Source organism: Qipengyuania sp., assembly GCF_964227205.1.
GTDB lineage: Bacteria > Pseudomonadota > Alphaproteobacteria > Sphingomonadales > Sphingomonadaceae > Qipengyuania.
In genome coordinates this window covers 734,565-760,422 of the sequence record NZ_CAXQVB010000003.1, presented here as the reverse complement: position 1 = coordinate 760,422, position 25,858 = coordinate 734,565, and the positions used below count along the sequence as shown (strand labels likewise).

Annotated in this window: 22 protein-coding genes; 15 read left to right on the top strand and 7 right to left on the bottom strand. The window is 62.8% G+C overall.

Annotated features, from left to right (window positions below):
• Window positions 1-150: 150 nt before the first annotated feature.
• Window positions 151-891: a substrate-binding domain-containing protein gene (locus ACEQZ0_RS11255; RefSeq protein ID WP_370190905.1), complete on the bottom strand. Its 741-nt coding sequence runs from the start codon at window positions 889-891 to the stop codon at window positions 151-153.
• Window positions 892-985: 94 nt separating this feature from the next.
• Complete coding sequence (locus ACEQZ0_RS11250) at window positions 986-2,419, bottom strand: alginate export family protein (RefSeq protein WP_370190870.1); 1,434 nt, start codon at window positions 2,417-2,419, stop codon at window positions 986-988.
• 623 nt (window positions 2,420-3,042) lie between these two features.
• Here ACEQZ0_RS11250 and ACEQZ0_RS11245 point away from each other — a divergent pair.
• Genes ACEQZ0_RS11245 through ACEQZ0_RS11225 form a run of 5 tightly spaced genes read left to right on the top strand, consistent with a single transcriptional unit; the run spans window position 3,043 to window position 9,595 of the window.
• Entirely contained in the window at window positions 3,043-4,638 is a 1,596-nt protein-coding gene (locus ACEQZ0_RS11245) for a cbb3-type cytochrome c oxidase subunit I (RefSeq protein ID WP_370190869.1), read from the top strand.
• The gene (locus ACEQZ0_RS11240) at window positions 4,635-5,255 is read left to right on the top strand and encodes a cbb3-type cytochrome c oxidase subunit II (RefSeq protein WP_370190868.1); all 621 of its coding nucleotides are present in this window, start codon (window positions 4,635-4,637) and stop codon (window positions 5,253-5,255) included. Before ACEQZ0_RS11245 ends, ACEQZ0_RS11240 begins: the two co-directional genes overlap by 4 nt.
• A gap of 53 nt (window positions 5,256-5,308) precedes the next feature.
• Window positions 5,309-6,478, top strand: coding sequence for a c-type cytochrome (locus ACEQZ0_RS11235; RefSeq protein WP_370190867.1), 1,170 nt, complete (start codon window positions 5,309-5,311; stop codon window positions 6,476-6,478).
• On the top strand, window positions 6,475-7,497 hold the full coding sequence (locus tag ACEQZ0_RS11230) for a c-type cytochrome (protein WP_370190866.1): 1,023 nt from the start codon (window positions 6,475-6,477) through the stop codon (window positions 7,495-7,497). Before ACEQZ0_RS11235 ends, ACEQZ0_RS11230 begins: the two co-directional genes overlap by 4 nt.
• 4 nt (window positions 7,498-7,501) lie before the next feature.
• Entirely contained in the window at window positions 7,502-9,595 is a 2,094-nt protein-coding gene (locus ACEQZ0_RS11225) for a heavy metal translocating P-type ATPase (protein ID WP_370190904.1), read from the top strand.
• A gap of 102 nt (window positions 9,596-9,697) precedes the next feature.
• Here ACEQZ0_RS11225 and ACEQZ0_RS11220 read toward each other — a convergent pair whose 3' ends face one another.
• A complete protein-coding gene (locus ACEQZ0_RS11220; RefSeq protein ID WP_370190865.1) occupies window positions 9,698-11,296 on the bottom strand; it encodes a bifunctional UDP-sugar hydrolase/5'-nucleotidase in 1,599 nt (532 codons plus the stop codon).
• A gap of 286 nt (window positions 11,297-11,582) precedes the next feature.
• On the opposite strand from ACEQZ0_RS11220, the gene ACEQZ0_RS11215 reads away from it, so the two are divergent.
• Together ACEQZ0_RS11215 and ACEQZ0_RS11210 are read left to right on the top strand one after the other, a co-directional pair.
• On the top strand, window positions 11,583-12,935 hold the full coding sequence (locus ACEQZ0_RS11215; protein WP_370190864.1) for a rhodanese-like domain-containing protein: 1,353 nt from the start codon (window positions 11,583-11,585) through the stop codon (window positions 12,933-12,935).
• Window positions 12,928-13,551: a class I SAM-dependent methyltransferase gene (locus ACEQZ0_RS11210; RefSeq protein WP_372520063.1), complete on the top strand. Its 624-nt coding sequence runs from the start codon at window positions 12,928-12,930 to the stop codon at window positions 13,549-13,551. Before ACEQZ0_RS11215 ends, ACEQZ0_RS11210 begins: the two co-directional genes overlap by 8 nt.
• A 110-nt stretch (window positions 13,552-13,661) precedes the next feature.
• Here ACEQZ0_RS11210 and ACEQZ0_RS11205 read toward each other — a convergent pair whose 3' ends face one another.
• A complete protein-coding gene (locus ACEQZ0_RS11205; RefSeq protein ID WP_370190862.1) occupies window positions 13,662-14,000 on the bottom strand; it encodes an ArsR/SmtB family transcription factor in 339 nt (112 codons plus the stop codon).
• Window positions 13,997-14,668 carry a peroxiredoxin gene (locus ACEQZ0_RS11200; RefSeq protein ID WP_370190860.1) on the bottom strand — a complete coding sequence of 224 codons (672 nt, stop codon included), beginning with the start codon at window positions 14,666-14,668 and terminating at the stop codon, window positions 13,997-13,999. The genes ACEQZ0_RS11205 and ACEQZ0_RS11200 overlap by 4 nt, the downstream gene beginning before the upstream one ends.
• 74 nt (window positions 14,669-14,742) lie before the next feature.
• Between ACEQZ0_RS11200 and ACEQZ0_RS11195 the strand changes: the two genes are divergently transcribed.
• From ACEQZ0_RS11195 to ACEQZ0_RS11165, 7 genes are all read left to right on the top strand, one after another.
• Window positions 14,743-15,672: an MBL fold metallo-hydrolase gene (locus ACEQZ0_RS11195; RefSeq protein WP_370190859.1), complete on the top strand. Its 930-nt coding sequence runs from the start codon at window positions 14,743-14,745 to the stop codon at window positions 15,670-15,672.
• Window positions 15,669-16,118, top strand: coding sequence for a YeeE/YedE family protein (locus ACEQZ0_RS11190; protein ID WP_370190858.1), 450 nt, complete (start codon window positions 15,669-15,671; stop codon window positions 16,116-16,118). The genes ACEQZ0_RS11195 and ACEQZ0_RS11190 overlap by 4 nt, the downstream gene beginning before the upstream one ends.
• Window positions 16,115-16,534: a DUF6691 family protein gene (locus ACEQZ0_RS11185; protein WP_370190857.1), complete on the top strand. Its 420-nt coding sequence runs from the start codon at window positions 16,115-16,117 to the stop codon at window positions 16,532-16,534. Before ACEQZ0_RS11190 ends, ACEQZ0_RS11185 begins: the two co-directional genes overlap by 4 nt.
• On the top strand, window positions 16,531-16,944 hold the full coding sequence (locus ACEQZ0_RS11180) for a TIGR01244 family sulfur transferase (RefSeq protein ID WP_370190856.1): 414 nt from the start codon (window positions 16,531-16,533) through the stop codon (window positions 16,942-16,944). Before ACEQZ0_RS11185 ends, ACEQZ0_RS11180 begins: the two co-directional genes overlap by 4 nt.
• Before the next feature lie 28 nt (window positions 16,945-16,972).
• On the top strand, window positions 16,973-18,205 hold the full coding sequence (locus tag ACEQZ0_RS11175) for an FAD/NAD(P)-binding oxidoreductase (RefSeq protein ID WP_370190855.1): 1,233 nt from the start codon (window positions 16,973-16,975) through the stop codon (window positions 18,203-18,205).
• Between the two features lie 9 nt (window positions 18,206-18,214).
• Entirely contained in the window at window positions 18,215-18,991 is a 777-nt protein-coding gene (locus ACEQZ0_RS11170; protein ID WP_370190854.1) for a sulfite exporter TauE/SafE family protein, read from the top strand.
• Between the two features lie 229 nt (window positions 18,992-19,220).
• Window positions 19,221-20,054, top strand: coding sequence for a response regulator transcription factor (locus tag ACEQZ0_RS11165; RefSeq protein WP_370190853.1), 834 nt, complete (start codon window positions 19,221-19,223; stop codon window positions 20,052-20,054).
• On the opposite strand, the gene ACEQZ0_RS11160 is transcribed toward ACEQZ0_RS11165, so the two are convergent.
• A complete protein-coding gene (locus ACEQZ0_RS11160) occupies window positions 19,972-20,577 on the bottom strand; it encodes a serine hydrolase domain-containing protein (protein ID WP_370190852.1) in 606 nt (201 codons plus the stop codon). The genes ACEQZ0_RS11165 and ACEQZ0_RS11160 overlap by 83 nt on opposite strands.
• Window positions 20,578-20,756: 179 nt before the next feature.
• Here ACEQZ0_RS11160 and ACEQZ0_RS11155 point away from each other — a divergent pair, with 179 nt between their 5' ends.
• Window positions 20,757-24,329, top strand: coding sequence for a hydantoinase B/oxoprolinase family protein (locus ACEQZ0_RS11155; RefSeq protein ID WP_370190851.1), 3,573 nt, complete (start codon window positions 20,757-20,759; stop codon window positions 24,327-24,329).
• Between the two features lie 3 nt (window positions 24,330-24,332).
• On the opposite strand, the gene ACEQZ0_RS11150 is transcribed toward ACEQZ0_RS11155, so the two are convergent.
• Window positions 24,333-25,754 carry an aldehyde dehydrogenase family protein gene (locus tag ACEQZ0_RS11150; protein ID WP_370190850.1) on the bottom strand — a complete coding sequence of 474 codons (1,422 nt, stop codon included), beginning with the start codon at window positions 25,752-25,754 and terminating at the stop codon, window positions 24,333-24,335.
• Between the last annotated feature and the right edge of the window lie 104 nt (window positions 25,755-25,858).

Genomic DNA, 25,858 nt, shown 5'->3' with positions numbered 1-25,858 from the left:
CGACGAAAGCGTTGACGCAGCCTCCGCAACGACAGACGCTGGCCCGAGATTGGTTCAATCACGGCACCGCACGCCCCTCGCGTCATCACCTATCGCACAGCCAATTCGCTCGCCAAAGGTGATAGGGATCGGAAAGTGCGACTCGAATGGTTAGCGCTTCCACCCCTGCGCCTCGAAGATCCCGCGGGCCTCGTCGGACTTCAGAAACCGAACAAAGGAGACCGCTTCGGAGCGGCTCCGTCCCTGCTGGGTCAAAGCAACATCCATCGGTCGCCAGATCACAAGGTCGGGCTCGACAAATACCTGGTCAGCGATCTCAGGATTGGCCGCTTGCCAATGATTCCAGATCAGCCAGGCATCGATACTCGGATCACTCTTCCATCGCTCCAGAGCCAGGCCGCTGTTGCTTGCATATGCGGCGATGTTTGAGCGGAAACCGGCGAGAAGTTCCCGATCGCCGCTACGCGCAGCGACATCCTCCCACATGCCGACCTGACCGGCCCCCGCAACCACCATGATACGATGATTTCCGGCGGCAAGGCTCCGGATCCCTGCGATGTTCTTCGGATTGCCAGGCCGCACGAGAATGGTCGAGGGTCGAATGTAGAGGGGTTCGATTGTCGAGGGGTCGAGTTGCCCTGCGAACGAATGCGAGAATTCGGTCATCATGTTCTCGCTGCCCGAAAAGATGATGTCCGCGTTGACCCGGGCCGCGCCCATCCATCGTGGCGCAGGCCCGGCAGTGACGGCGACGCGTGTTCCGGTTTTCCGCTCGAAGGCCAATGCCGCAGCCTTCATGGCCGGGGCCGGTCCTCCAGGTCCGTAAACCTGAATTGAAGCAGGCGTCGTTGCTGCCGCAAGCGTGGTACATGCGCCGGTTAAAGCGAGCATGCCAAGGGCTGCGCCGCTGCCCAGAAGTTTACGTCTGTTCAATTTATTACCCCTTCCATGCTACCCGAGAGCGACGCCCGGTGTCCGCCTTTGCTCAAAAGGTGAGAGTAAGATCGGAATAGAGATAGCGCGTATCTTCGATACTGACGACGCCGGGCGATTTGGTGAGAAAATCGCCTTTGAACAAATATGCTCCACCGAGCTCGACCATGAGACCTGGGGCGAGCGGGCGCCGTGCACGTATGAAGAATTGATCGCCCACATCGCCATTGGGTCCGCCGCGAACCCTGCTCCGCCCGAAAACATCATCGGGCTCGGGCGCTCGAAGCCGCCTATAGGTGCCCCACACCTTCCAGCGTCCCGGTGTGAGGCTGACATCGGCACCGATCGAAAACACGTTTGAGAGGGTAGTGGGGCCGAAGAGACCCGGCGGCGCATAGTCGGGAAAGATCGCGCCGAACAATTGATCGAAACGCGTGATATCTTCGCTGCCATGTTGGCCGGAGCCATAGGTTGCAACCGCGGCGAACCGCGGATTGAGCGCGGAGGGCAAGGTGTAGCCCATTTCACCATGCAGGTAATGGGCCCTGACGGACCGGTCGACGGTGTCGGTCGGAGAGGCTGTCTTCCGCGCCGTCCCGCGCTGGAGGATGCCCTCGACCTCGAAATCAAGCCCCCCTCGCGACGGCGTCCGATACAAACGCATGCCCTGCGTCCAAAGGCGCCGATCACGCGTTTCCGAGCCGGGAGCATCCCGTTCCGCTAGCCTTAAGACATAGGCTTCCGCGACCACGCCGGGAAATTCCCGGTCATATATCGCGCCGAAGAACTGGCGGTCGAAACCGTTGCGATCGATTTCCACCTTGTTCTTGTAATAGCTCTCGACATCATCCGGCCGGATGCCGGTGGGCAGCACATAAAACGCGGTCAGCTTACCACCCTCACCGCGATCATGGTCCATCCGCAGCCCGAGATAGGCGTTCGTTGTGTTACGGTGGTTGGGGCTGTTGACGAGCCGGTTCGAGCCGAGCCGCATACGCTGTTGACCGAGCTTTACCTCGGTCGTCGTGCCTTGGCCGAGCAAGTCGAAAAACCGATATTGCATCCAATACTGCACCGGCTCGAGCGCATTTACCTCGCCTTGCCGCAGGGTACTGTTCTCAGCGGTACTGTAGGCCCGCGCATCCATGATCTCCGCTCCGACGGTCAAATCGGCGGATCGGAACTGTGCGCTCAAACGCGTCTGGAACAACAACAACCCTTCGCTACGCGGCCCAAACGAGCGGTACTGGCCGTCCATTACTTCGCCGCGAATGCGAACATGCCCATCAAGGGAAAGGATTTCCTCCTTTCGCTCGGTTTGTCCCATACTGGGTTGTTCGCCGCCCCCCTGCTCCACAGGTCGGGCATTGGCTGACGTTTGTGCGATGGAGGGACTTGCCAGGAGTGCCGTGGCGAGGAAAGCGAGCTTCAGCATGGTCGCGCCGATGCGGATCCGCGAAGGCGCAGCAGAGGGTGTCAAAAGCAAATCAATTCCAATCCCTAATCAGGCAGGCTGCTGGTTCCACAGCCAAAAGATGTCTAAAAAGGGCTCCCTGGCGAGACACCGCCTTGCCAGGGAGCCGAACCGACCGCCGCCCTATTGGAGAGGAGGAATGGAGCGGTCAGAATTGGAAGAACACCCGCAGGTTAGACGGCTGGTTCCAGTATAGATTTCTGTCTGCCGATGCCGCAGTCTGCGACGTCGGTTGACGAAGCGTCGCCTGCGTTTCTTAAGGCACGCTTAGCTTTGCGGATCTGTCGACGGACAAATCGATAGCCGCTTCTTCACGGCAGGCGCGGCAACCTTGGGCTTAAGACTGCCTTAAGCTTGCGCGAGAATGGCCAACACTTGTATTTGTCGTGTAACAGGGATCGGCATTAGGGACTCGTGGCGAACGTTTTTCGAGGGGTGGCGCCGGACGATATGCTTTCAAGCAGCCGTCTGAACTCGCAGAATATATCTGGCTGTTGGCCAAGAACGCTCCCGATTTGGGTGTCACACTTTGTTCGCCGGCTGACCGATCGCCCGATGTCCAATTCATATAGAAGTCTGATAGCTCAAATGGCGTTCGAGCTCCCCAGTTCGGCTCATCGCGCGGAGGGTTCCTCATGCCGCTGACGGTCGGTCTGCTCTTGGCTCTCAGCTTTGCCGTTTCGTTGCTGGCACTGGCGGGCTTGATTTGGGCCATCAACAATCGGCAACTGAAAATCGAACAGGCGCACGCCTATACCATCTTCGCCGAGGGCGAGGCGGGCGAGCCCGATGTCGACACCCCTGAAAGCCCATTGGAGATCGATCGGAATCAGTACGATGTCCGCAGGGCCGGGCTCGATGTCGTATCACGTGCGCCCGTGCTCTTGCTTGTCGGCAGCGGGGTTTTCTGGCTCGTCCTAGGCTCGTTCTTCGGGTTGCTGGCGTCCCTCAAGCTGCACTTGCCCGACCTGCTGACAGATCAGGCATTCTTTACCTTCGGGCGCGCCCGCACGGTGCATCTCAATCTTGTGGCCTATGGCTGGCTTTCGATGACGGGAATTGCGGTCGCCATGTGGGTCACGCCGCGGATTTTTCATACCCCGCTGCGCTTTGCGCGGCTTCCCGTGATCGGTGCTGTGCTGTGGAACATTGGCGTGGCGAGCGGCGCCCTCGCGATCGCCAACGGCTGGACCGACGGCGAGGAATGGTTGGAGATACCCTGGCAGATAGACATCCTGCTGGCTGTAGCAGGGGCCTTTTTCGTTCTGCCGCTGCTGGCGACTGCGGCCCGGCGCGAAGTAGATCACATCTATGTCACGGGTTGGTATTATCTGGCCGCGCTGTGCTGGTTTCCGATCCTGTTTACGATCGCTAATATACCCTACATCCATTCGGGCGCCCAAGAGGCAACCGTCAACTGGTGGTTCGCCCACAATGTTCTGGGCTTGTGGTTGACGCCTCTCGGGGTGGGCGCCGCCTACTACTTCATCCCCAAAATCATCGGCAAACCGATCTATTCCTACAGCCTGTCCCTGCTGGGCTTCTGGGGCCTTGCGCTATTTTATAGCCAGGTCGGGATTCACCATCTGATCGGCGGACCGGTTCCGACCTGGGTCGTCACGCTGTCGATCGTTCATTCGGTGATGATGTTTATTCCGGTAATCGCGGTTGCCATTAATCAGCACGTGTTGGTCGCCCGCAATATGTGGGCAGTCAGAGAGTCGGTGCCCCTGCGCTTTGTCGCCACCGGTGCCCTGATGTACACGCTGGCATCCTTTCAAGGCTCGATCGAGGCGCTGCGCAGTGTCAACTCGGTTACACATTTCACGCACTACACCGTGGGGCACGCACATCTCGGAGCCTACGGATTCGTATCGCTCGTTATGTTTGGTGCGATCTACTACATGTTGCCGCGTACAACCGGACGGGCATGGCCCTGGCCGCGCGCGATAGCCTGGCATTTCTGGCTCGTGATCGGCGGTTTCGCGATCTATTTCGTTTCGCTCACGATCGGCGGGTTGCTGCAAGGCTTCGCCATGCTGGACGCAACGCGTCCCTTTGCCGACAGCGTCCGCGTCACGATCGCATATCTCGAATGGCGTTCGATTGGGGGAGCGTTGATGACTGCGGGCCACCTGCTGCTTGGAGCCCACGTGGTCGCCCTGCTGGCACGCGGGCCCGCCTGGACTCCGGACACCGGCTATAATCCCGAACCGGCGGTGAGTGAATGAACCGTATCGTCCCCCTCGCCACTCTTGCCCTCGGCATATTGGCTTTCGCCACCTTGCTCCTGGTGATCGCCCCTGCGGCGCAGATCAGGCAGCTAAAAGCGACACCCGGCCTACAACCCTATACGGCTCAGGAGCAGCGCGGGCGCGACATCTATGTCGCGCAGGGATGCCTCTATTGCCATAGCCAGCAACCGCGCGCACCGGAACAAGCCCCCGATGCCCAACGGGGCTGGGGCAGGGCAGCGGTAGCATCGGACTATGTCCACGATCGCCCGCACCAGCTCGGCACCATGCGCACGGGACCGGATCTCAAGAACGTGGGTGCACGGCTGCCCAGCCGGGACTGGCATCTGACCCACCTCTATCAACCGCGCGCAATCTTCGACTGGAGCATCATGCCCGCCTATCGCTACCTTTTCGAGGTGAAGGCGCGTGCGGAACCGGGCGATATCGTGGTGGCGCTGCCCGATGAATTTCGGCCCGATACCGGGGTGGTAGTGGCGTCCGAAGACGCGCTCGACCTGGTTGCCTACCTCCTCGCGCTCGATCGGACCATGCCCGCGCCAGACGGCGCCGTGCGCGATCATGGCTACGAGAGCCGGGAGCCGAGCGAGTGAGCAATCCCGTTACCCCCCAGCGCCCCAGCGAGAATTTCGAACCCTACGAAGAAATGCGCCGGATACCGATCGCTGTCGTGATGGTGGCGGTTGCCCTCGCCCTGTGGGGCGTTGCACTCCTGTTCCAGAGTTCGCACGCGGTGGCCGTTGGGCAGGCAGAGGAAACGGTCCAGTCACCCGAAAGCGAAGAAGGCCTCGGGCTGACCGGAGCACGACTTTTCGCTTCCAATTGTGCAACGTGCCACCAGCCCGGCGGCGAAGGCGTTGAATTCGCCATTCCGCCGCTCCGCGACTCTCCTTTTCTTGCTGCCGGTCCGGAGGTTGCCGTCAGCATCCTCCTCCGCGGAATCGACGGTCCTATCAGGGTCGGCGACAAGACCTTCGACGGCCACATGCCCAGCTTCGCATCAGCGCTCGACGACGTCGAGATCGCTCGGTTGGTGACGCATCTGCGCAAACGCTTCGCCGGTAGGGATCAAGAGGTGTCGCATGCCCAAGTTACCTGGCTAAGGCAGGAATTTGCGGAGGCCGGCCCATTCGCAGGTGGCGAGGCGCTCGCCGCGCGTTTCGGTTCCGGACTGGCACCCCAGCCGCCAGCCAAGCCCTCACCCGGTGGCGCAGCCATTGCGCCCGAGATTCTGAAACTGGTCGACAAGGGGCGCGGAGAGGTCTGGTCCTGTTCCTCGTGTCATGGCGATCGTGGAGAAGGAGCGGACACGGTTCCGCGCCTGGCGGGCCTTCCTGCCAAGTATATAGCCAAGCAGCTGCGCAATTATGCCGACGGATCGCGTCAGAACGAGAACATGCAGCTTGTGGCCCGGTCGCTGTCCGAAAAGGAGAGGCAGGAGCTCGGGCACTACTATTCGGCAATCCGAACCCCTTCGACCGCCCGGCCTTCCCTTGGCGGCAACCTCGAGCGAGGACGGCAGCTCGTGCTTCAGGGCGATTGGACGATCGGCGTGCCCGGCTGCACCGCCTGCCATGGCCCATCCGCATTCGGCGTGGCGCCAAGCTTCCCTGGCCTGGCGGCGCAGCATCCTGCCTACACTGCAGCGCAGCTTGCGGCATGGGTGTCGGGCAGGCGTGACAATTCACCGCAGAAGATGATGAACGTCATCGCCAAAGCCCTGAACGATGATGACCGCGCCGCCGTGTCGGATTATCTTGCCACATTGCCGCCTGTACCGGCGACCGCATCCGCCACCGGGGAGAACTCCAGATGAACCAAGAGGAACGCCGCGTCGTGGAGGGAAGCGATAGCCCCCAACAGCGGAAGGCTGGCGAAGGCGCAAAGCGAGTCATTTTCGCCCTCGCGGGAGGGGCGGCACTCTTCGTCCTGGGGTCGATCGCCTTCGATTTCGGCATATTCGGTGACACGGGAAGCCGCCCTACACCGAACTCCGAAGATGAGAGAGTAGCGGCGGCAACCTATTTCAAGCCCCCCGATGAATCATCCATTCCCGATGGGCCCGATGGCGATGCCATCCGGCGCGGGATGGCGCTTTTCGTCAATACCAAGACAAATGCATCCGAGTTTGTCGGAAACGAATTGGCCTGTGCCAACTGTCATCTCGACAAGGGGCGTGAACCCAATTCGGCTCCCATGTGGGCGGCCTATCTGATCTATCCGAAGTACCGGTCGAAGAACAAACAGATCAACACGATGGAAGATCGGCTGCGTGGCTGCTTCACCTACTCGATGAATGGCCAGGGATCCCCCTCCGGCGGACCGCCCCCCCCAGGACATCCGATCTACAAGGATCTGCAGATGTACTTCCATTGGCTGGCGAGCGGGGCGCCGGTGGGCGAAACCCTGCCGGGCCAGGGCTATCCGGATCTTGCGAAGACCGATCTCGGTTACGATCGGGAGCGCGGGGCGCAAGTCTTCGAACAACACTGCGCAGCTTGCCACGGTAGCGACGGTCAGGGGCAAAGCGACTTGAATGGCAAGATCGTGTTTCCGCCCTTATGGGGCCCCGATAGTTATAACTGGGGCGCCGGGATGGCGCGCGTCAATACCGCAGCTGCCTTCATCAAGGCCAACATGCCGATGGGTCAGGGAGGTACGCTGACCGACCAGCAAGCATGGGATGCCGCAGCCTTCATCGACAGCCAAGAACGCCCCAAAGATCCCCGCCAGACCGGCAGCGTGGCGGAGAACGCTGCGGCCAACCACGGCAAGGATACCTACTACGGCAAAACGGTTGACGGCAGGCTTCTGGGAACGGGAACGGGAAGCTGACGCCGTGGCCAACACGCGGCAGCTTCTCGCGATCGAGGGTCTGTTCTGTGGAGGCTGCGCGCGCGGGCTCGAAAACCGGCTCCGTTCGCTCGACGGCGTCCGCGATGCCGGAGTGCATTACCTAACCGCCTCGGCCTATATTGATTGGGATCCCAGCGTCTGTACGCTGGCAAGGATCAATGGCTGCATTGCCGCGGCCGGGTATCGAATGATCGAGCGCTTCCACCTGCCGGATGTGCTCGGCAGAATGCATACGGTGGCCGAGCGACTGACCAACCGGCTGGCCATCGCCGCGTTCTTCGCGATGTGGTCCATGGGGGCAGCTTCCGTCCTCTATTTCGGAAGCGGCGTTTCGTCCGATGCAGCGTGGTGGCTGGCGGTGGCGTCGGGAGCATCCGCCGGCCCGGCGCTTTGGGCAGGGCATGCAATCATCAGGATGGGTTGGCGTTCGCTGCGGCTTCGGACCTACAACATCGATACGCTGATTGCGGCCGGCGTTCTCGGTGCCGTGCTGATCTCCGGCTTTCAGCTCCTTCGCGGCTCGGCAACCGTCTATTTCGATGCTGCCGCGATGCTTCTCGTCCTGCGGCTCGTCGGGCAATGGATCGAGGCGCGCACAAGGGCGAATTCGATCGCCGCGCTGATCGAAATGGAAGCGGCGGCACCGGAAACTGCCTGGCGCGCCTCGGGTGGCGACGCCGTACCGATCTCGCAGATCAGCGTGGGCGATCGCATCCGCATTCCGGCAGGTGCGCCTGTGACCATCGACGGGCTGGTCCTCGAAGGGACGAGTCGATTGAATACGGCATTTCTGAGCGGCGAGTCCGCACCGCGATCGGTGCAGGTGGGCGACTATGTCGAAGCCGGATCGCTCAATCTCGATCGCCAGCTCATTATCCGCGTTGCCCGCTCTCCCGATGATCGCCTGATCGACCGGATGGGCGGTCGGGTTGCGCTGGAGCTGGCCGCCAAGGGCGAACCGAGCTCGGTGGACGACACCGTAATGACCTTGCTCGCCAAGGCGACGCCCGTTCTCGCCATGCTCGCGTTCGCGCTCGGTCTTGTGCAGGGAACGGGTATTGTCGAGGCCTTGGCGCGCGCCTTGACAATCCTGATCGTGATTTGTCCCTGCGCTCTGGCAATTGCCCGCCCCCTGGCTTCGTTGGTGGTGGTAGGATTCGGAAGGAAAGCAGGCCTTCGTATTGCAGATCCCGCTTCGCTCGATTCGCTCGCCCGCCCCGGGTCGGTGGTCTTCGACAAGACCGGGACACTGACATCGGGCGAGCTGGAAGTGGCGCAAGTGTTCAGCTGTTCCGAATTTTCGAAAAACGAAATCCTGGCGCTCGCGGCGCGCGCAGAAACCGGCATCGAGCATCCGATTGCGCGAGCCATTGTCTCGCGGGCGGGCGAGAGCGGTCCGGGAGGGCTGCGTCTAGCACGCAAGGCCATAGGCGAGGACGGCAGCGGGAGACGTGTCGAGGTTACCGGCATGCCCTCCCCGGTATCCCCTCAATCAAAAGGCACTTTCGTCGAGGTTCGCTTGGACGATGTTGCCGTGGGAGAGATCTGCCTGGTCGACCGGCCCGATAGAGATGTCATACCGTTGATAAATGCCTTGCGAAGCGAGGGAATCGAATTGCGCATGGCGACCGGAGACAGTCGCTCGTCGGCACAAGACATCGGTGAGGCGGTGGGTCTGGGACGAGCGGAAATCGAAGCAGGCCAATCGCCGCTCGACAAGGCGGATCTGGTGCGCAACCTGCCGAAACCGGTGCTGTTCGTGGGTGACGGGATCAACGATGCGCCCGCCATGGCCGCTGCTGATTGTTCGATTTCGGTCTCACGCGCCCATGCTGCAGCGGCTGCCAGTGCCTCGATAGCGATCGTCGAGGGTGGGCTCGGGAAAATCTCGGATGCGATGAGCTTGGCGCGACGATTCCGGACTACTGGCCGACGGAATGCCGCATTGGCGCTGGGCTACAACGGGGTGGTCATTCCGCTCGCGCTTGGGGGGGCAATGAGCCCTCTGCTGGCTGCACTCACCATGACGGCAAGCTCCTTGCTCGCCATTGCGAATTCGATCCGCCTTGGCAGGTAAACCGCCGGCGGGGAGGCTTTCCCGCCTCTGCCCTACCGACATCGTTTCGACTCATTGCAACCGGGCCTGGCGCAATTCGTAAGTCGCGCCAGGCCCTGAACATCAATTCTTCGGATCGAAAACCTTCACCAGGCGGGTCGAACCGCTCGCCGGGCGGGAAAGCACGCGCTTTCGCTTCATCACATCCTCGACAAGCTGCGTGACACTGCGGTCATGCACCTGCTTGTTTCGAACGCCGGTGAAATCGTAGCGATGCAAGCCGTTGGACATGCCGGCATTGGTCGCGACCTTGTACCAGCGATCAGCCTCGATCGGCTGGTTGCCGACAGTCACTTCACTGACCCGGTCACCTATGGGGCGGTTGAGGTCAACCGTCCAGCCGAGGTTGGCCGGCTGGATAAGGCCTCCGACAATCTGCATCGGATCCCCCGGGTTCTGATTGGTCGCACTTTGTTCGAGAACCGCGAGAAGGTCGCGTCCGCTCATCTCGAAGGTCACCAGTTTTGCGGGGTGCGGGATGAGCGTATACAGACGATCGCGCGTGACCTCGCCGGGATAGATCGATATCCCGTAGCCCACACCGGGCATCAAGGCCACGTCCGCTCCCGTCTCTTCGATCATGAATTCGCCGACCATCTTGTCGAACGCACTTTCCGACCTGTAATCGCGGGGAATTCGGTCGATGGAGTAGGCCAGGACTTCGTTGAGCTCATCGACGAAAGGGCCGTCGATCCGCGCGACGAGTTCCGCAATCTCCGGGTCCGGCTCAATCTGGTAGTTCCATAGCTGGTGGGCGGCTCCGGTTACCCGACGCAGCTTCTTGTCGGGTCCGACATCGAGCCGCAGTTCACCAAGCACCGCTGCGTCCGCCATAGCCTGGACGATCCAAGTGCCGCCGACACGTTCGGGCTGCCTGAAAAGATCGTGCGAATGGCCTCCGACGATCACGTCGACCCCATCGAGTTCACGAGCCAACTTTCGGTCGGTTGCCGTACCCTGGTGGGAGAGGAGCATGACGATGTCCGCCGCCCGCCGCATCTCAGGAAGATAGCGCTGCGTCGCCTCGATACCGCTCGAATAGGTGAGCCCCCGGATGTTCTGCGCACTCGCCGTCTTGTCGGTCGAATGATAGGTCAGGGCGAGGACTGCGATCTTGACCCCGTCGACTTCGAAGATCCGCCAGGGTTGGCCGAACACCGGCTCGCCATTCTCGGTAACATTGGCACCCCTGATCGGAAAATTGGCGAGTTCCTGCAGCTCACGCGTGCGTTCGACGCCGTAGTCGAAGTCATGATTGCCAAGTGCCATCATGTCGTATCCGAGCGCGTTCATCAACGAGATGACCGCCTCCCCGCGAGTCTTGTTTCCGACAAAATCGTCGCTGAAGGTATCCCCCGCGTCGAGCAGCAGAACATTGTCCTTGCCCTCGCGCTTACGAATTTCGCCGACCTTTCCAGCAAGGTACTGGAAGCCGCCGACCTTCCCGGCATGGTCGAACTGTGCCGGACTGCGACCAGGGTCACCGGTTTGCGAGGTCGCGTCCCCCGGCGCTGCCTGGAAGGGGGCGTGGCGCCCGTGGATGTCATTGGTGTGCAGGATCGTGATCGTTGTCGTGGATGACGAGCGTGACGCTCCATCGTCCTCGGCGATGGCGGGAGTGGTCGCAGCTATCGCCAAGACGCAAGCGCGGAGAATGTTCATGCGAAATGCCTTTCAGATTATGTGCGAAGCTGACGACAATACCTGGCTTAAGGGATCCTTACGAACCGCGACGCGGCGCATCGCCGAATTGCCCCGCCGCAACGACGCCGGCCCTCGGTCCAATTGCCGCTTGTCCAGACGGCACACCCTTATCCGCTATATCCTGATTTTCCGCGGCTCGCGGGCTACCATTGCTCCGTCTGAGAGCGCGCCAGCTACCTAGAGCGTCGCAGCAATTCGGGATCGCTTCGCTCCGGCTCCGATTTGTGAAGCAAAGGAGAGAAGAATGCTGCTCGAGAAAATCAAGACGCCCGGCCTATCTCACTTGTCCTATCTCGTGGGATCCGGCGGGAAGGCTGCCGTGATCGACCCGCGCCGCGACTGTGAGTGCTACGTCGATTTGGCACGCAGCCATGGCCTCGAAATCACCCATATTTTCGAAACGCACCGCAATGAAGACCTGGTATCGGGATCGGCAATCCTCAAGGCGATGACCGGGGCGCGGGTTCTGCACGGCCCGAACGCTGCGGGTGACGTTGCTTATGCCGACACCGCACGAGAGGGCGACGAATTCGAGATTGGCCAGTTGATGATACGTGTCCTGGAAACGCCGGGTCACACCGACGATCATCTTGCCTTTGTCTTGCACGACACCGAATATCCCGACGGTCCGGTGGGGGTCTTTACGGGAGATGCGCTGTTTGTCGGAGACGTCGGCCGAACCGATTTCTATCCCGACAGAAGGCGCGAAGTGGCGGGACTCCTGTACGATTCGCTCCAAAAGATCCTAGCTCTCGGCGACCAGGCCATTCTCTACCCGGCCCACGGCGCCGGCTCGGTTTGCGGATCCGGAATGGCGGAACGGGAATTCTCCACGCTTGGGCATGAACGCGCCAACAATCCGCGGCTGCAGATCGAGAGCCGCGAGGCCTTCATCGACTTCAAGCTTGCCGAGAACCATTACCAACCGCCCTATTTCGAATTGATGGAACGGTTAAATCTCGAAGGAGGTGCGCCCGCCCCTCGGGTGGCGCGTCCCCGGCGCCTTTCCCTGCCCGAACTCGAAGGACTGGAATACGACCATCTCGTGGATGTGCGAGAGCCGCTGGCGTTTGCCGCAGGTCACCTGCCGGGCTCGATGAATCTTCCGGTGGGAATGATTTCCGCCTTTGCAGGCTGGTTCATCCGGGAAGGAGAAACTGTGGCTCTGGTCGCGTCTGCTGAAGATCAGCTCGAAGCCGCAACGACGCACCTGATGCGTATCGCGCTCGACCGGATTGTCGGCGGCTATACAGGCGTGGTTCCCGCTGCTGCGCAAGGCAAGGACATGAATACGATCCCCACGATCGGCACTTCCGAGGTTGAGAACCGCCTCCGCAGCCGTGAACAGAACTGGACTTTGCTGGACGTGCGCGATGCCGACGAGCGCTCACAAAACTCGATCGCCGGCTCGAAGCACATCTATGTCGGCGAACTGAACGAGCGCTATCGCGATCTCGACCCTGCCAGACACTATACTCTCATGTGCGCCAGCGGCATGCGGGCAACCGTCGCCGCGGGTTGGCTTGCCAGTCGCGGCTTCGATCGACTGGATGTGTACCTCGGTTCGATGGGCGCGTGGGAGGCTTCGCATGACTGAACCTGACCAGGCGACATTCTGGAACGAGCGGTACAGGATCGACGAATACCTTTACGGCACCCAACCCAATGCCTTCCTTGCTCGCGAAGCGCATCGGCTGGCGCCGGGATCGACAATTCTGGCGATTGCCGATGGCGAGGGGCGCAACAGCGTCTTTCTCGCCGAGCAGGGCCATAGGGTTGTCGCTACCGATGTCTCGAAGCAGGCAATCGCAAAGGCGCGTCGCCTGGCCAAAGAGCGGCGTGTCGATGTCGAGCATCGTTTGGTCGACCTTGCGGGCTGGGACTGGCCAGAGGAAGAGTTCGACGCAGTGGTCGGCATATTCATCCAGTTTGCAGGTCCTGAGTTGCGCACGGAAATGTTCGATGCATTCCATCGCACTCTCAAACCCGGCGGACTTTTACTCCTCGAAGGCTATCGCGATAAACAGCTGGAATTCGGGACTGGCGGCCCGCGCAATATCGAGAACCTTTATACCGAGGGCCTGCTACGAGAGGCGTTCGGGGATTGGCACATCGACCTCCTTACATCCTACGATGCCGTAATCGAGGAAGGCGCCGGTCATTCGGGGATGTCGGCCTTGATCGATCTCGTCGCGCGCAAAACGGCGCGATGATCCTATTCGTCCATGGCGATGCGCAAATCGGCCTGCGGCAGCGTCGCGAAGAATAGGGGGCAGGCGTTCATCGCGCACGACAAGCAAACGCCGGGGCTTCGGCGCGTGGATCAGCCCAGTCGCGCGAAGCTGGCGACACCGGGGGATGTACGACGAGGCGGGCGCGCCGGCTCCGCCGCTACGCCGGCGATTTCGCCCAGCACGGAGGACATCGCCGCGAGCTTCGCGGCATCGATCCGGTAGAACACCAGCTTGGCCTGCTTGCGCGTGGTTACGAGGCCCGCATTGCGCAACACGGCGAGCTGCTGCGACAGGGCGGGCTGCCCAATCCGCGCGGCCTCGTCGATTTCACCGACATTGCGTTCGGAACCGGCCAGTGTCCGGAGGATGCGCAGTCGAAGCGGATGTGCGACCGCCTTGAGGCCATCGACCAGATCTTCCTCGGTCACCGGGACGACTCCTGCTCTGCATGCTGCAGGAACCAGTCAGCCTGCCCGTCCGCCGCGAAGACATCCTCCAATGTGGCCCGGGGGTGGCGCAAAAGGCTCTCGCCGGGTTCCCAATTGGCCGGAGCGAGGCCCGTCCCTTCGTCAACGGCCTGGAGCGCATCAAGCGTGCGGATCATTTCCTGGGTCGAGCGCCCCACATTCGCCGGATAGCAGCTCATCGCGCGGATCACGCCCTCAGGATCGATGAAGAAGGTCGCCCGCACAGTCGCGCTGTCGCTATCCTGCGGGGCGACCATGCCATAGGCGCGGGCGATCACGAGTGTCGGATCCTCGATGATCGGGAAGCGGACTTCGATCCCGAAGCGGTCGCGGATCATCCTCAGCCAGGCGAAGTGGGAAAACAGGCTGTCGACCGACAGCGCCATGAGCGCACAGTCGCGGCGCTCGAACTCTTCCGCCGCGCGCGCGAGCGCCACGAATTCGGTCGTGCACACCGGAGTGAAATCAGCCGGGTGGGATACGAGTACGAGCCAGCGCCCCCGATAGTCAGAGAGCCGGACATCGCCGGTCGTGCTGCGCGCCGAAAAATCGGGCGCCAAATCGCCTATGCGCAGGCCCGCGCAAGGTGCGGCGCGCTCACTTCCAGCCGGAAACTCGTGGTTCGTCATGCATTCTACATACCACTTGACATCCGGATTGCAATACATATACACACTTTATGTAATTTAATGGAGTTTGCGCCATGGCGAATGATGAATCGCTTCAACTGGCTGCCGAACAGATTTCCCGCGCACACGAAGACAAGGCCCTGCGCCCTTCGATTGCCGGGTTTTTCGACGAGGCGACCAATACCGTTTCCTATGTGGTCCATGACCCCGAGACCAGTGAGGCGGCCATTATCGACTCGGTTCTCGATTTCGAGGCGGCATCGGGAAGGACCTCCTATGGCTCGGCCGACCTGATTATCGAGTATGTCACTTCGAACAATTTGAAAGTGACTTGGTTGATCGAAACGCACGCCCACGCCGACCACATTTCGGCGGCGCCCTATCTGCAGGAAAAGCTCGGCGGCAAGCTGGCCATCGGTCGCGAAATCGTGCGAGTGCAGGAAGTCTTCGGAAAGCTGTTCAACGCCGGTACCGATTTCGAACGCGACGGATCGCAGTTCGACAAGCTGTTCGATGATGGCGAGACGTTCAATCTCGGCGCGATCGAAGGCATCGCCCTCCACGTGCCCGGCCACACTCCCGCGGACATGGCCTTCATCATCGGCGATGCAGCATTCGTCGGCGACACCATCTTCATGCCCGATTTCGGGACCGCAAGGGCCGACTTCCCGGGCGGCGATGCGCGCCAGCTGTTCCGCTCGATCCGTCGGCTGCTGTCGCTCCCCGACGACACGCGCCTGTTCCTGTGCCACGACTACAAGGCACCCGGGCGTGAAGATTACGCCTGGGAGACGACGGTCCGACAGCAGCGCGAAGGCAATGTCCATGTCAAGGACGGGGTGACCGAAGACGAGTTCGTCGAAATGCGTACCGCACGCGACAAGACGCTGGCGATGCCCAACCTCATCATGCCCTCGGTCCAGGTCAACATTCGTGGCGGGCGCCTGCCCGCTCCCGAGGACAACGGGGTCAGCTACATCAAGATACCGGTGAACGCCGTATGATGCTCCCCGGTTTCCCCGACGCCGCACCGCTCGCCGGCCTGGCGGGCGGCGCGCTCATCGGACTGGCTGCCGCCGTCATGCTGCTCGGTCTCGGGCGGATCGCGGGCGTCTCGGGCTTGGCTGCCAGGGCGGTCGGCATCGGCGGTAGCGGCATCGCGCGCAATGGCGCATGGATGTTTGTGCTCGGGCTTCCGCTGGGTGCACTGCTCGTGGTTCTCCTGTCGGGCGGGATCGAGGCGCATTTCGCCGATCCGCTTACGCTCGGCGTGGCCGGCTTGCTTGTCGGCATCGGCACGCGGCTCGGTAGCGGCTGCACGAGCGGCCACGGCGTCTGCGGCGTCAGCCGCCTGTCTCCCCGGTCGCTCGTCGCAACGATCACCTTCATGGCTGCGGGCATCGCCACTGTCGCGATCATGAATGCCATGGGTCTGGAGGTACTGAAATGAGGATCGCTTTGCCAAGCCTCGTCGCCGGCACGCTCTTCGGCGCGGGTCTCGCGCTCGGCGGCATGACCAACCCTGCACGGGTGCGCGGGTTTCTCGATCTCTTCGGCGATTGGGATCCGACCTTGGCCTTTGTCATGGGCGGCGCCGTCATCGTCATGGCCATCGTTTGGCGGATCGTGCCTCGCATGGCCGCGCCGCTGTTCGAAGAGAAGTTCCATTTCCCGACGCGCGACGACCTCGATAGCCGCCTTATCGGCGGAGCGGCGCTGTTCGGCATCGGCTGGGGCATCGCCGGCCTATGCCCCGGCCCGGGCATCGCCGCGCTGGTCATCGCGCCGTGGTCGGCGGCAGTGTTCGTCCTGGCATTGCTTGCGGGGATGACGATCATACGCCTGTTCGAAGGAGAAGGCCGATGAAGATCACTCCTGTGACCGACGATTTCGCAGTCGGTCCGCAACCCCGGCCCGAGGATCTCCCCGCGCTGGCGAAGGCCGGCTTCCGCACGCTGATCTGCAACCGGCCCGATGGGGAGGAAAGCGATCAGCCGGGAGTCGCGGATATGCAGGCGGCGGCCGAAAGCTCAGGCATGGCGTTCCACCATATTCCCGTCTCGGGCGGCGAGTTTCCCGATTCCGCAATCGATGCCTTCGGCCGCGTCCGCAGCGATGCCGATGGCAAGGTGCTCGCCTATTGTCGCACTGGCACCCGAGCGATCACGCTCGATGCACTGGCGAACTGCGACCGGCTGTGCAGCGATGCACTGATCGAAAGGGCCCGCGAGGCCGGGTACGACCTGTCCGCGCTCCGCCCCCGGCTCGGCGACTAACGCCGCGTTCACACCGGAAGGAATTGCCGTGGCCCAGAAGCTTGTTCACGAGGTCGTCATCGTCGGCGGAGGTACGGGCGGGATCGCCACCGCCGCCTCGATGCTGAAACGGCGCCCTGCGCTCGACCTTGCGATCATCGAGCCCGCCGAAACGCATTCCTATCAGCCCGGTTGGACGATGGTCGGCGGAGGCATTTTCGACGCATCGGTCACGCGTCGGCCGATGGCCAGCGTGATGCCTCGACGAGCCCACTGGATTCGTCAGGCCGCCGCCAGCTTTCAGCCAGACGAAAACCAGGTCACGCTGAGCGATGGCACGACGGTGGCCTATGGGCTGTTGATCGTTGCCTCGGGTATCAGGCTGGCGTGGGAAAAGATCGCTGGGCTCGAGCAAACGCTGGGCAGCAACGGCGTAACCTCCAACTATCGCTACGATCTGGCGCCCTACACGTGGCAACTGGTGCGGAATCTCCGGTCCGGACGGGCCATCTTCAGCCAACCGCCCATGCCGATCAAATGCGCCGGTGCACCGCAGAAGGCGATGTATCTTTCGTGCGACGCCTGGCGCGAGCGGGGCGTGCTCGATGCGATCGATGTCGAGTTCCGCACGGCAGGAAACGCTCTGTTCGGGGTCAAGGAATATGTCCCCGCGCTCGAGGAATATGTCGAGCGATACGGCATTGCCCTCAAACTCGAACAGAATCTGGTCGCAGTCGACGGCCCCGGGCGAACCGCCACATTCAGCACCGCGAGCGGTGAGGAAACCGTCGACTTCGACTTGCTCCATGTCGTGCCCCCGCAGGTCGCCCCGCAATTCGTCGCCGATAGCCCGCTGGCCAACCCTGAAAGCGGTTTCGTCGATGTGGACAAGTTCACGCTCCGCCACGTCCGCTACCCCAACGTCTTCGCGATCGGCGATGCAGGATCGACACCCAATGCCAAAACCGCGGCGGCGGCGCGCAAGCAGGCGCCGATCGTGGCGGTCAATGCGCTCGCCGCGCTCGACGGCGCTGCACCCGTGGCCAATTACGATGGCTACGGCTCCTGTCCGCTGACCGTCGAACGCGGCAAGATCGTGCTGGCCGAATTCGGTTATGACGGGAAGCTGCTGCCCAGCTTTCCCAAATGGCTGATCGACGGCACGCGTCCCCGCAAGCTGAGTTGGCTCCTCAAATCCGAAGTGCTGCCGTGGGTCTATTGGAACGGCATGCTCAAGGGTCACGAGTGGCTCGTCAAACCCGAAATCAAGGCCAACGCCTGAGGTCCCCGAATGATCGACACACTTCACCTCCTTCTCGGCGCGCTCTCCGGCGGACTCGTCGGCTTCTCGCTCGGCCTCGTGGGCGGCGGGGGCTCGATCCTCGCAGTTCCGCTGATGGTCTATCTCGTAGGCGTGCCAAATCCCCACGTGGCAATCGGGACCAGCGCCTTTGCCGTCGCTGCCAATGCCGCGACCGGCTTGATCCAGCACGCACGGGATCACAATGTCCGTTGGCGCTGCGGCCTGATGTATGCCGGTGCAGGGGTGATCGGTGCCTTCGGCGGCTCGACGCTGGGCAAGAATTTCGACGGCCAGAAACTGCTTTTCCTTTTCGCCATACTGATGCTGGTTGTGGGCGCGCTGATGCTCCGGTCACGCAAGGCAGCCGGTACTCCCGGCGCGGCGTGCAACCGCACCAATGCCCCGAAGGTGTTGGGCTATGGGCTCGGGACGGGGGCCTTCAGCGGGTTCTTCGGCATCGGCGGCGGCTTCCTGATCGTCCCCGGCCTGATCGCCTCGACCGACATGCTGATGATCAATGCGGTCGGGACCAGCCTCGTCGCGGTGACCGCATTCGGCCTCACGACCGCTGCAAACTATGCCGTCTCGGGCCTTGTCGACTGGGTGCTCGCGGCGGTCTTCATCCTTGGCGGCGTGGCCGGCGGGTTCTTCGGCACGCAATTGGCCAAGCGCCTGTCTGGCGGCGGACAGCTGAAAACAGTTTTTGCCGGACTGATTTTCGTCGTCGCGCTGTACATGCTGTGGAAGAGCTGGATGGCCTTGTGACCCGCACACCCGCGAGTGATCGGGTTCAGAAATCCTGGCCGAGCATAGTGATCGACCTGAATTGAATCCACTTCCCGGCGCAAAGCACATTTATCGCGGCAGTTTCTTTTGTAGCGAAGTGAAAACCCGCCACAATGAAAGCCGCCATGACCTTGCAGAATTTATAGAAGAGCCACACCGTAGTTTTCGAGACGACAAGACTTGATCTCTTTTCAGTACCCGGGCAAGTTTGCCAATCGAAAGGTTTGGTGATAGCGGTATTGGTCCCACTTGCGGGAGCCAACATGGGTCAATTTCCTCTAACGAAACCCTTTCTGTTGAAGCAGGGCGGCGAACTGATCCTACCGTCCGGATACAGTTTCCTTTCGTCGTTGCGTCTGACAGAGCCAGGGTGGAGAGGTCATTGACTACGGATCCCGCGCAGCCTTCCACTCTCGATCAGACGGAATTCCGGGTTGCAATCGTCGATGACGAATCTGGCGTAAGGCAGACCCTGGTTCGCGGGCTGGAACAGCACGGCTTCCTGTGCCGCCCCTTCCGCAGCGGCGTGGATTTTCTGGAAAGCCTCGAGTTCGAGCAACCCGATTGCATAGTACTGGATTTGCGGATGCCCGAGATGGACGGTCTGACCGTCCTCGAAAAGCTGCCGAGCGAAACGCTGGCAATCCCGGTCATCATATTGACCTCGCACGGCGACGTAAGCCTCGCCGTCAAGGCGATGAAGGGCGGGGCAGCCGACTTTGTCGAGAAGCCTGTCTCGATCAAGCAGTTTGCTGAGACGATACGCGAGCATATCGCCCAGTCCGGCGAGTTGCGACGGCACTTGAGCGAGATCGAACAGAGCAAATCGCTGCTGGCTCGGCTGACGTCGCGCGAAAGCGAAATCGCCGCGCTGATCGTGGGTGGTAGCAGCAACAAGGAAATCGCGCGCGACCTGAACATCAGCCCGCGAACGGTCGAAGTCCATCGCGCCAATATTTTCAAGAAGCTCGACGTCCGCAATGCGGTCGAATTCGCACTGATTTTCGAAAAGGCGCAGCTCTCCGCCCGATCACTCGCCTGATCGCTCGCGGATCGCCTACCGGACCTGCCCTCGGCTGCTCGGCGATAGCGGTGCAGATCGCATCCTCGTCGGCTAGGTTCTCCAACGTCAATTCGAAATCGATGGCGGCGAGCCCCGCCTGTTCGGAAAGAGCTTCGCCCACGGTCACCGCGCCCTTTCCACGCGCGGCGAATTCGGGCCAGATTTCAGCGACCGGCTGGTCATAGGCGAACAACCCGCGCGAAACCGCCACGGCTGCGGCCATGCCGGTAAGACCCTTGGTCAGCGAATAAGCCAGCACAATATCGTCGCCCTGCCACTCGCGGGTGCGGGCCTTGTCCTGCCAGCCGCCCTGAAGGTCGACCACGATTTCGTCGCGATGGATGATCGTGCACGCTGCGCCCAGCGCGGTCCGGGCCGCGATAGCGGCGGCAAAGGCATGGGCGACGGGCTCGAATCCGGGCGCCACATACCCTCGCCAATGTTCGGCATGGTCACCATTCTGCGCAAACTGGTTTATTCCTGCGCGGTTCTCTGCCCGCATGCGTGCCCCCCCCCCGAATTGTCTTGGCAATCCGCCGAATGACCCGGGGACGGAGCGCAACCGAAGAATGGTTAAGATCGGATGGGGAATTCTACCGAAGCCGGTCCTCGCCCTTCCCGCATGGCCCGCGCGGCTGAGCGCTATTTGCTCTTCGCTGCCGCACGTGCGAAGCGCCACCCATGAGCGGAGCAAGAACCCCGGGCGCATGGCGCTTCGCCGTCGATCGCGGCGGCACATTTACCGATGTGGTTGCTGTCACCCCCGCCGGGCAGCTGGTCACCGACAAGCTATTGTCAGAAAATCCCGAGCATTATTCCGACGCCGCCAGCGAGGCGGTGCGGCGCCTGTTGGCTCGCCACGGCGAAGGACCGGTGGCCGAGATGCGGATCGGTACGACAGTCGCCACAAACGCCCTGCTCGAGCGCAAGGGCGAACGAATCGCGCTCGCAATCACGCGTGGTTTCGGCGATGCCCTGCGGATCGGAAATCAGGCGCGGCCGGAAATCTTCGCGCGCCACATCGTCCTGCCCGAGCAGCTCCCCTCGCGGATTATCGAGATCGAGGAGCGGGTCTCGGCCGATGGTGAAGTCTTGCTCCGGCTCGACGAAGCTTCGGCGCGCGCCGCATTCTCCACTCTCCGCGACGAGGGCTTCGACGCACTCGCCATCGTGCTGATGCACGGGTGGAAGTATCGCGAGCATGAGGCGCGGCTCGCAGAGATTGCCCGCGAGATCGGTTTCGCGCAGGTGAGCGTCAGCCACGAGGTCGCGCCGCTCATCCGGCTCGTCCCGCGCGGCGATACGACCGTGGTGGATGCCTATCTCTCGCCCGTGCTGCGGCGCTACACCGATGGGCTGCAGGCGGGTCTTCCCGAGGTCGACACGCTGCGCTTCATGCAGTCGAACGGCGGGCTGGCCGAGGTCGGCGCTTTCCGCGGCAAGGACGCGATCCTGTCGGGCCCCGCGGGCGGCGTAGTCGGCATGGTCGCGGCGAGCGAGCCGCTGGGCCACACCAAACTCATCGGTTTCGACATGGGCGGGACCAGCACCGACGTCGCGCATTATGCGGGTGAGTACGAGCTCACCGGCGACAGCGTGGTGGCAGGCGTGCGCGTTGCTGCGCCGATGATGCAGATCCACACGGTGGCGGCGGGTGGCGGGTCGATCTGCCAGTACGAAGGCGGGCGCTTTCGCGTCGGGCCGGAAAGCGCGGGCGCCGATCCGGGGCCTGCCTGCTACCGCAAGGGCGGGCCGCTGACGGTGACCGACTGCAACCTCGTCCTCGGCCGGATCGACCCGGCCTTCTTCCCGAACGTGTTCGGCCCCGGCGGCGCCCAGCCGCTCGACCCTGACGCTTCGCGGGCGCGGCTGGACGAGATCGCCCGCGCGCTGGAAGAGCCGAATTCGCCTGAGGAAATCGCCGAGGGATTCCTCGCCATCGCGGTCGATTCCATGGCCAATGCCATCCGCAAGATCAGCGTCGCACGCGGGCACGATGTGACCGCCTACGCGCTGGCCTGCTTCGGCGGGGCGGGCGGCCAGCACGCCTGCCGCGTCGCCGATGCGCTGGGGATGGAGACCGTGCTCGTCCACCCGCTCGCAGGCATTCTCTCGGCCTACGGGATCGGGCTCGCGCCGGTGAAGGCGATCCGCGAGGTAAGCGTGGTGCGAGGGCTTCAGGACGGGCTCGCCGAGGAACTATCCGCCCTCGAAGCTGAAGCGCGCGAAGCCTTGCTCGAACAGGGCATTGCCGAAAGCGCCATCAGCCTCGAGGCCCGTGCGCGACTGCGCTTCGAGGGGAGCGACAGCCTGCTCGCCATTCCCTGCGGCAACATGGCCGACATGGACCGCCAGTTCCGCGCGCAGCATCGCCAGCGTTACGGCTATTCCGACGCGAAGGCGCCGATCGTCGTCGAGGCGCTGAGCGTCGAGGCCAGCGGCACTTCGGGCGGGCTGGGCGTGATCGAGGCCGAACCCGTAGCCGCCAGCGGCGCGGCATCGGGGAGCTGGCCCACGCTCGAACGCGCGGCGATGACCGCAGGAGATACCCGCGCCGGGCCCCTGCTGATCATCGACCCCTCCTCCACCACCGTGGTCGAGGAAGGCTGGCAGGCGCGCCTCGCGGAAGAAGGCAGCCTCGTCTTGACCCGCGCTGAGCCCCTCACCCGCGAGCGCGCGGCGGGCACCGCGGTCGATCCGGTGCGGCTCGAAATTTTCAATAACCTCTTCATGGCGATTGCGGAGGAGATGGGCGTCGTCCTCCAGTCGACCGCGACTTCGGTCAATATCAAGGAGCGGCTCGATTTCTCCTGCGCGCTATTCGATAGCGAAGGCGCGCTGATCGCCAATGCGCCGCATATCCCGGTGCACCTCGGCAGCATGGGCGACAGCATCGCGCGAGTGATCGAAGCCCGCGGTGCAAAGCGCGACGGGCGCGGTTTCCGCCGGGGCGACGCCTATGTCCTTAACGATCCATTCCGCGGCGGCACGCATCTGCCCGACATCACGGTCATCGTGCCGGTGTTCTTCGGTGACGACGACGCCGAGCCCGACGCTTTCGTCGCCGCGCGCGGGCATCATTCGGACATCGGCGGAATCGCGCCCGGCTCGATGCCGCCCGAAAGCCGCACGATCGAGGAGGAGGGCGTCCTCCTCGACAATGTCCTGCTGGTGGACGAGGGCCGTTTCCGCGAGGCGGAAATGCGTGAGCTGCTCGCCTCGGCCACCCACCCTGCCCGCAATCCCTCGCGCAATATCTCCGACCTGCGCGCGCAGCTCGCCGCCTGCACGCGCGGGCAGGAACTGCTCCACGCCGCCGCGCGCGATCAGGGGGCCGAGGTAGTCTCGGCCTATATGGACCATGTCCTCGCCAATGCTGAGGAAAGCGTGCGCCGCCTGCTGGGCAAGCTCGACGACGGCAGCTTCGCCTATCCGATGGACAATGGCGCGGTCGTCAAGGTCGCCATCCGCATCGACCGGTCATCACGCTCGGCTGTGTTCGACTTCACCGGAACCAGCGACCAGCTGCCCGGAAATTTCAACGCGCCCAAATCGATCACCCGCGCTGCTGCGCTCTATGTGGTGCGCACGCTGATCGACGATGCAATCCCGATGAACGACGGCTGCCTGCGCCCGGTCGAGCTGGTGGTGCCCGAGGGCTCGATGCTCAACCCCAACCCCGGCGCGGCCGTGGTCGCGGGCAATGTCGAGACCAGCCAGGTGGTGACCGATGCGCTGTTCGCTGCGACCGGCCGCCTCGCGCCTGCGCAGGGGACTATGAACAACTTCACCTTCGGCAACGCAGCGCATCAGTATTACGAGACGATCTGCGGCGGTTCGGGTGCGGGGATCGACCATCCCGGGACCAGCGCGGTGCAGACTCACATGACCAATTCGCGGCTGACCGATCCCGAAATCCTCGAGACGCGGCTACCGGTCCGGCTCGACTATTTCCGCATCAGGCAGGGTTCGGGCGGCGACGGCACATACGCAGGCGGCGACGGGGTAGAGCGGCGGATCACCTTCCTCGAAGAGATGCGCGCCAACATGCTCGCCAACCGGCGCCGGGTTGCGCCGCGCGGCATCTGCGGTGGAGGCGATGCGGCACCGGGCCGCAACTGGGTCGAGCGTGCCGATGGCACGCGCGAGGACATCGGCGCGACTGGCTCTGCCGAAATGCAGGCAGACGATGCTTTCGTGATCCTGACCCCGGGCGGAGGAGGCTTCGGCCCGCCCCGCCCGGATCGGGAGTAGCTATCAGACGGCCGCGTCGCGCTTGACCGTGATCACCTGCGGATAGGTGAATTCCTTCAGGCCATCCAAGCCGTATTCGGCGCCGAAGCCCGACTGCTTGTGCCCGCCGAAGGGCGTGAAGGGCGACAGCTGCATGAATTCGTTGATCCACACCGTGCCGGTTTCGAGCTGTTCGGCAATCTCGACACCCTTGTCGGTGTCCTTTGTCCAGACCGCTCCGGCAAGGCCGTATTCCGAGTTGTTTGCCCGCTCGATAACCTCATCGATGCTGTCGAACTTCAGCAGCGGCATGACCGGGCCGAACTGCTCTTCCGCCACGATGCGCGCATCCTCGGGCGGATTGTCGAGGATCGTGATCGGCACGTAATAGCCCGTGCCCGAGGGATCCTTGTCGCCGCCGGTCAGGAACTTGTAGCCATTGTCCTTCGCATCCTGGATCAGTTCCAGCACACGCTCGTACTGCTTCTTGTTCTGGATCGGGCCGACGCCGGTACCCTGCTGCGAGCCGTCGCCCACCACAACGGTCTTGGCATAGTCGGCGATCGCCTTCGACAGGTCGTCGTAGATGTCCTTGTGGATGTAAACCCGCTTGGCCGCGATGCAGACCTGCCCGGCGTTGGAAAAGCTCGACCAGAACAGCTGTTCGGCGACCTTCTCGACATCGGCATCGGGCAGCACGATCGAGGCATCGTTTCCGCCCAGTTCGAGCGTAATGCGCTTCAAGTCGCCGCTGGCGCCCTCCATGATCTTCTTGCCCGTCGCGGTCGAGCCGGTGAAGGTGATCTTGTCGATGTCCGGATGTTCGGTGATCATCGGGCCGAGGAGGTCCTCGCCGGTGATGATGTTGACCGTGCCCGCGGGTACCACGTCCTTGATCAGCTCGGCGATGCGCAGCGTGGTCAGCGGGGTGAAGGGCGAGGGTTTGAGCACGATGGTGCAGCCTGCGACCAGCGCGGGGACGATCTTCTGGATCGCCATCATCACGGGGAAGTTCCACGGCACGATACCGCCGACCACGCCCACCGGCACGCGGCGGGTGCGCGACAGGCGCGTGTCGTCGTCCTGATTGATCACGTCGTCGAGCGTCAGCGTCGATTGCGCCGCGGCGAGGCCAGCTGCGCCGTAGATTTCCTGCTGCGCCTGGGCATGCGGTTTGCCCTGCTCGGTCGTGAGCAGGCGGAACAGTTCGTCGGCATTGCCCTTGATTGCGGCGGCGATGTCCTGGACGACCTTCTGGCGCTCTTCGGCCGAGGTCTTCTTCCAGTCCTTGAACGCACGCCGCGCGGCGGCGACGGCGCGGTCGAGCTCGTCCTTGCCGCAGGCAGGCACGCGGCCGACGACCTGCTCGTTGGCCGGGTTCAGCACCTCGAGCCACTCGCCATTGTCGACCATCTCGCCGTCGATCAGGTTCTTGTAGTCGGTCATCGTTTCTCTCCTCCGGGGGGATTCGTCTCTCCCGCACACAGTGTCGAGATTCGTTGCTCGATGCAACGGGCCTTGCGGTACGGCGGTAAATTGGTGAGAGAGGC

What these genes read in the sequence shown, in the direction of transcription:
- ACEQZ0_RS11240 (WP_370190868.1), top strand. Translation starts at nt 4,635, where the DNA reads ATGAACCGTATCGTCCCCCTCGCCACTCTTGCCCTCGGCATATTGGCT.
- ACEQZ0_RS11150 (WP_370190850.1), bottom strand. Translation starts at nt 25,754, where the DNA reads ATGACCGACTACAAGAACCTGATCGACGGCGAGATGGTCGACAATGGC.
- ACEQZ0_RS11155 (WP_370190851.1), top strand. Translation starts at nt 20,757, where the DNA reads ATGAGCGGAGCAAGAACCCCGGGCGCATGGCGCTTCGCCGTCGATCGC.
- ACEQZ0_RS11235 (WP_370190867.1), top strand. Translation starts at nt 5,309, where the DNA reads ATGCGCCGGATACCGATCGCTGTCGTGATGGTGGCGGTTGCCCTCGCC.
- ACEQZ0_RS11210 (WP_372520063.1), top strand. Translation starts at nt 12,928, where the DNA reads ATGACTGAACCTGACCAGGCGACATTCTGGAACGAGCGGTACAGGATC.
- ACEQZ0_RS11185 (WP_370190857.1), top strand. Translation starts at nt 16,115, where the DNA reads ATGAGGATCGCTTTGCCAAGCCTCGTCGCCGGCACGCTCTTCGGCGCG.
- ACEQZ0_RS11200 (WP_370190860.1), bottom strand. Translation starts at nt 14,668, where the DNA reads ATGACGAACCACGAGTTTCCGGCTGGAAGTGAGCGCGCCGCACCTTGC.
- ACEQZ0_RS11180 (WP_370190856.1), top strand. Translation starts at nt 16,531, where the DNA reads ATGAAGATCACTCCTGTGACCGACGATTTCGCAGTCGGTCCGCAACCC.
- ACEQZ0_RS11170 (WP_370190854.1), top strand. Translation starts at nt 18,215, where the DNA reads ATGATCGACACACTTCACCTCCTTCTCGGCGCGCTCTCCGGCGGACTC.
- ACEQZ0_RS11220 (WP_370190865.1), bottom strand. Translation starts at nt 11,296, where the DNA reads ATGAACATTCTCCGCGCTTGCGTCTTGGCGATAGCTGCGACCACTCCC.
- ACEQZ0_RS11230 (WP_370190866.1), top strand. Translation starts at nt 6,475, where the DNA reads ATGAACCAAGAGGAACGCCGCGTCGTGGAGGGAAGCGATAGCCCCCAA.
- ACEQZ0_RS11255 (WP_370190905.1), bottom strand. Translation starts at nt 891, where the DNA reads ATGCTCGCTTTAACCGGCGCATGTACCACGCTTGCGGCAGCAACGACG.
- ACEQZ0_RS11160 (WP_370190852.1), bottom strand. Translation starts at nt 20,577, where the DNA reads ATGCGGGCAGAGAACCGCGCAGGAATAAACCAGTTTGCGCAGAATGGT.
- ACEQZ0_RS11195 (WP_370190859.1), top strand. Translation starts at nt 14,743, where the DNA reads ATGGCGAATGATGAATCGCTTCAACTGGCTGCCGAACAGATTTCCCGC.
- ACEQZ0_RS11190 (WP_370190858.1), top strand. Translation starts at nt 15,669, where the DNA reads ATGATGCTCCCCGGTTTCCCCGACGCCGCACCGCTCGCCGGCCTGGCG.
- ACEQZ0_RS11245 (WP_370190869.1), top strand. Translation starts at nt 3,043, where the DNA reads ATGCCGCTGACGGTCGGTCTGCTCTTGGCTCTCAGCTTTGCCGTTTCG.
- ACEQZ0_RS11215 (WP_370190864.1), top strand. Translation starts at nt 11,583, where the DNA reads ATGCTGCTCGAGAAAATCAAGACGCCCGGCCTATCTCACTTGTCCTAT.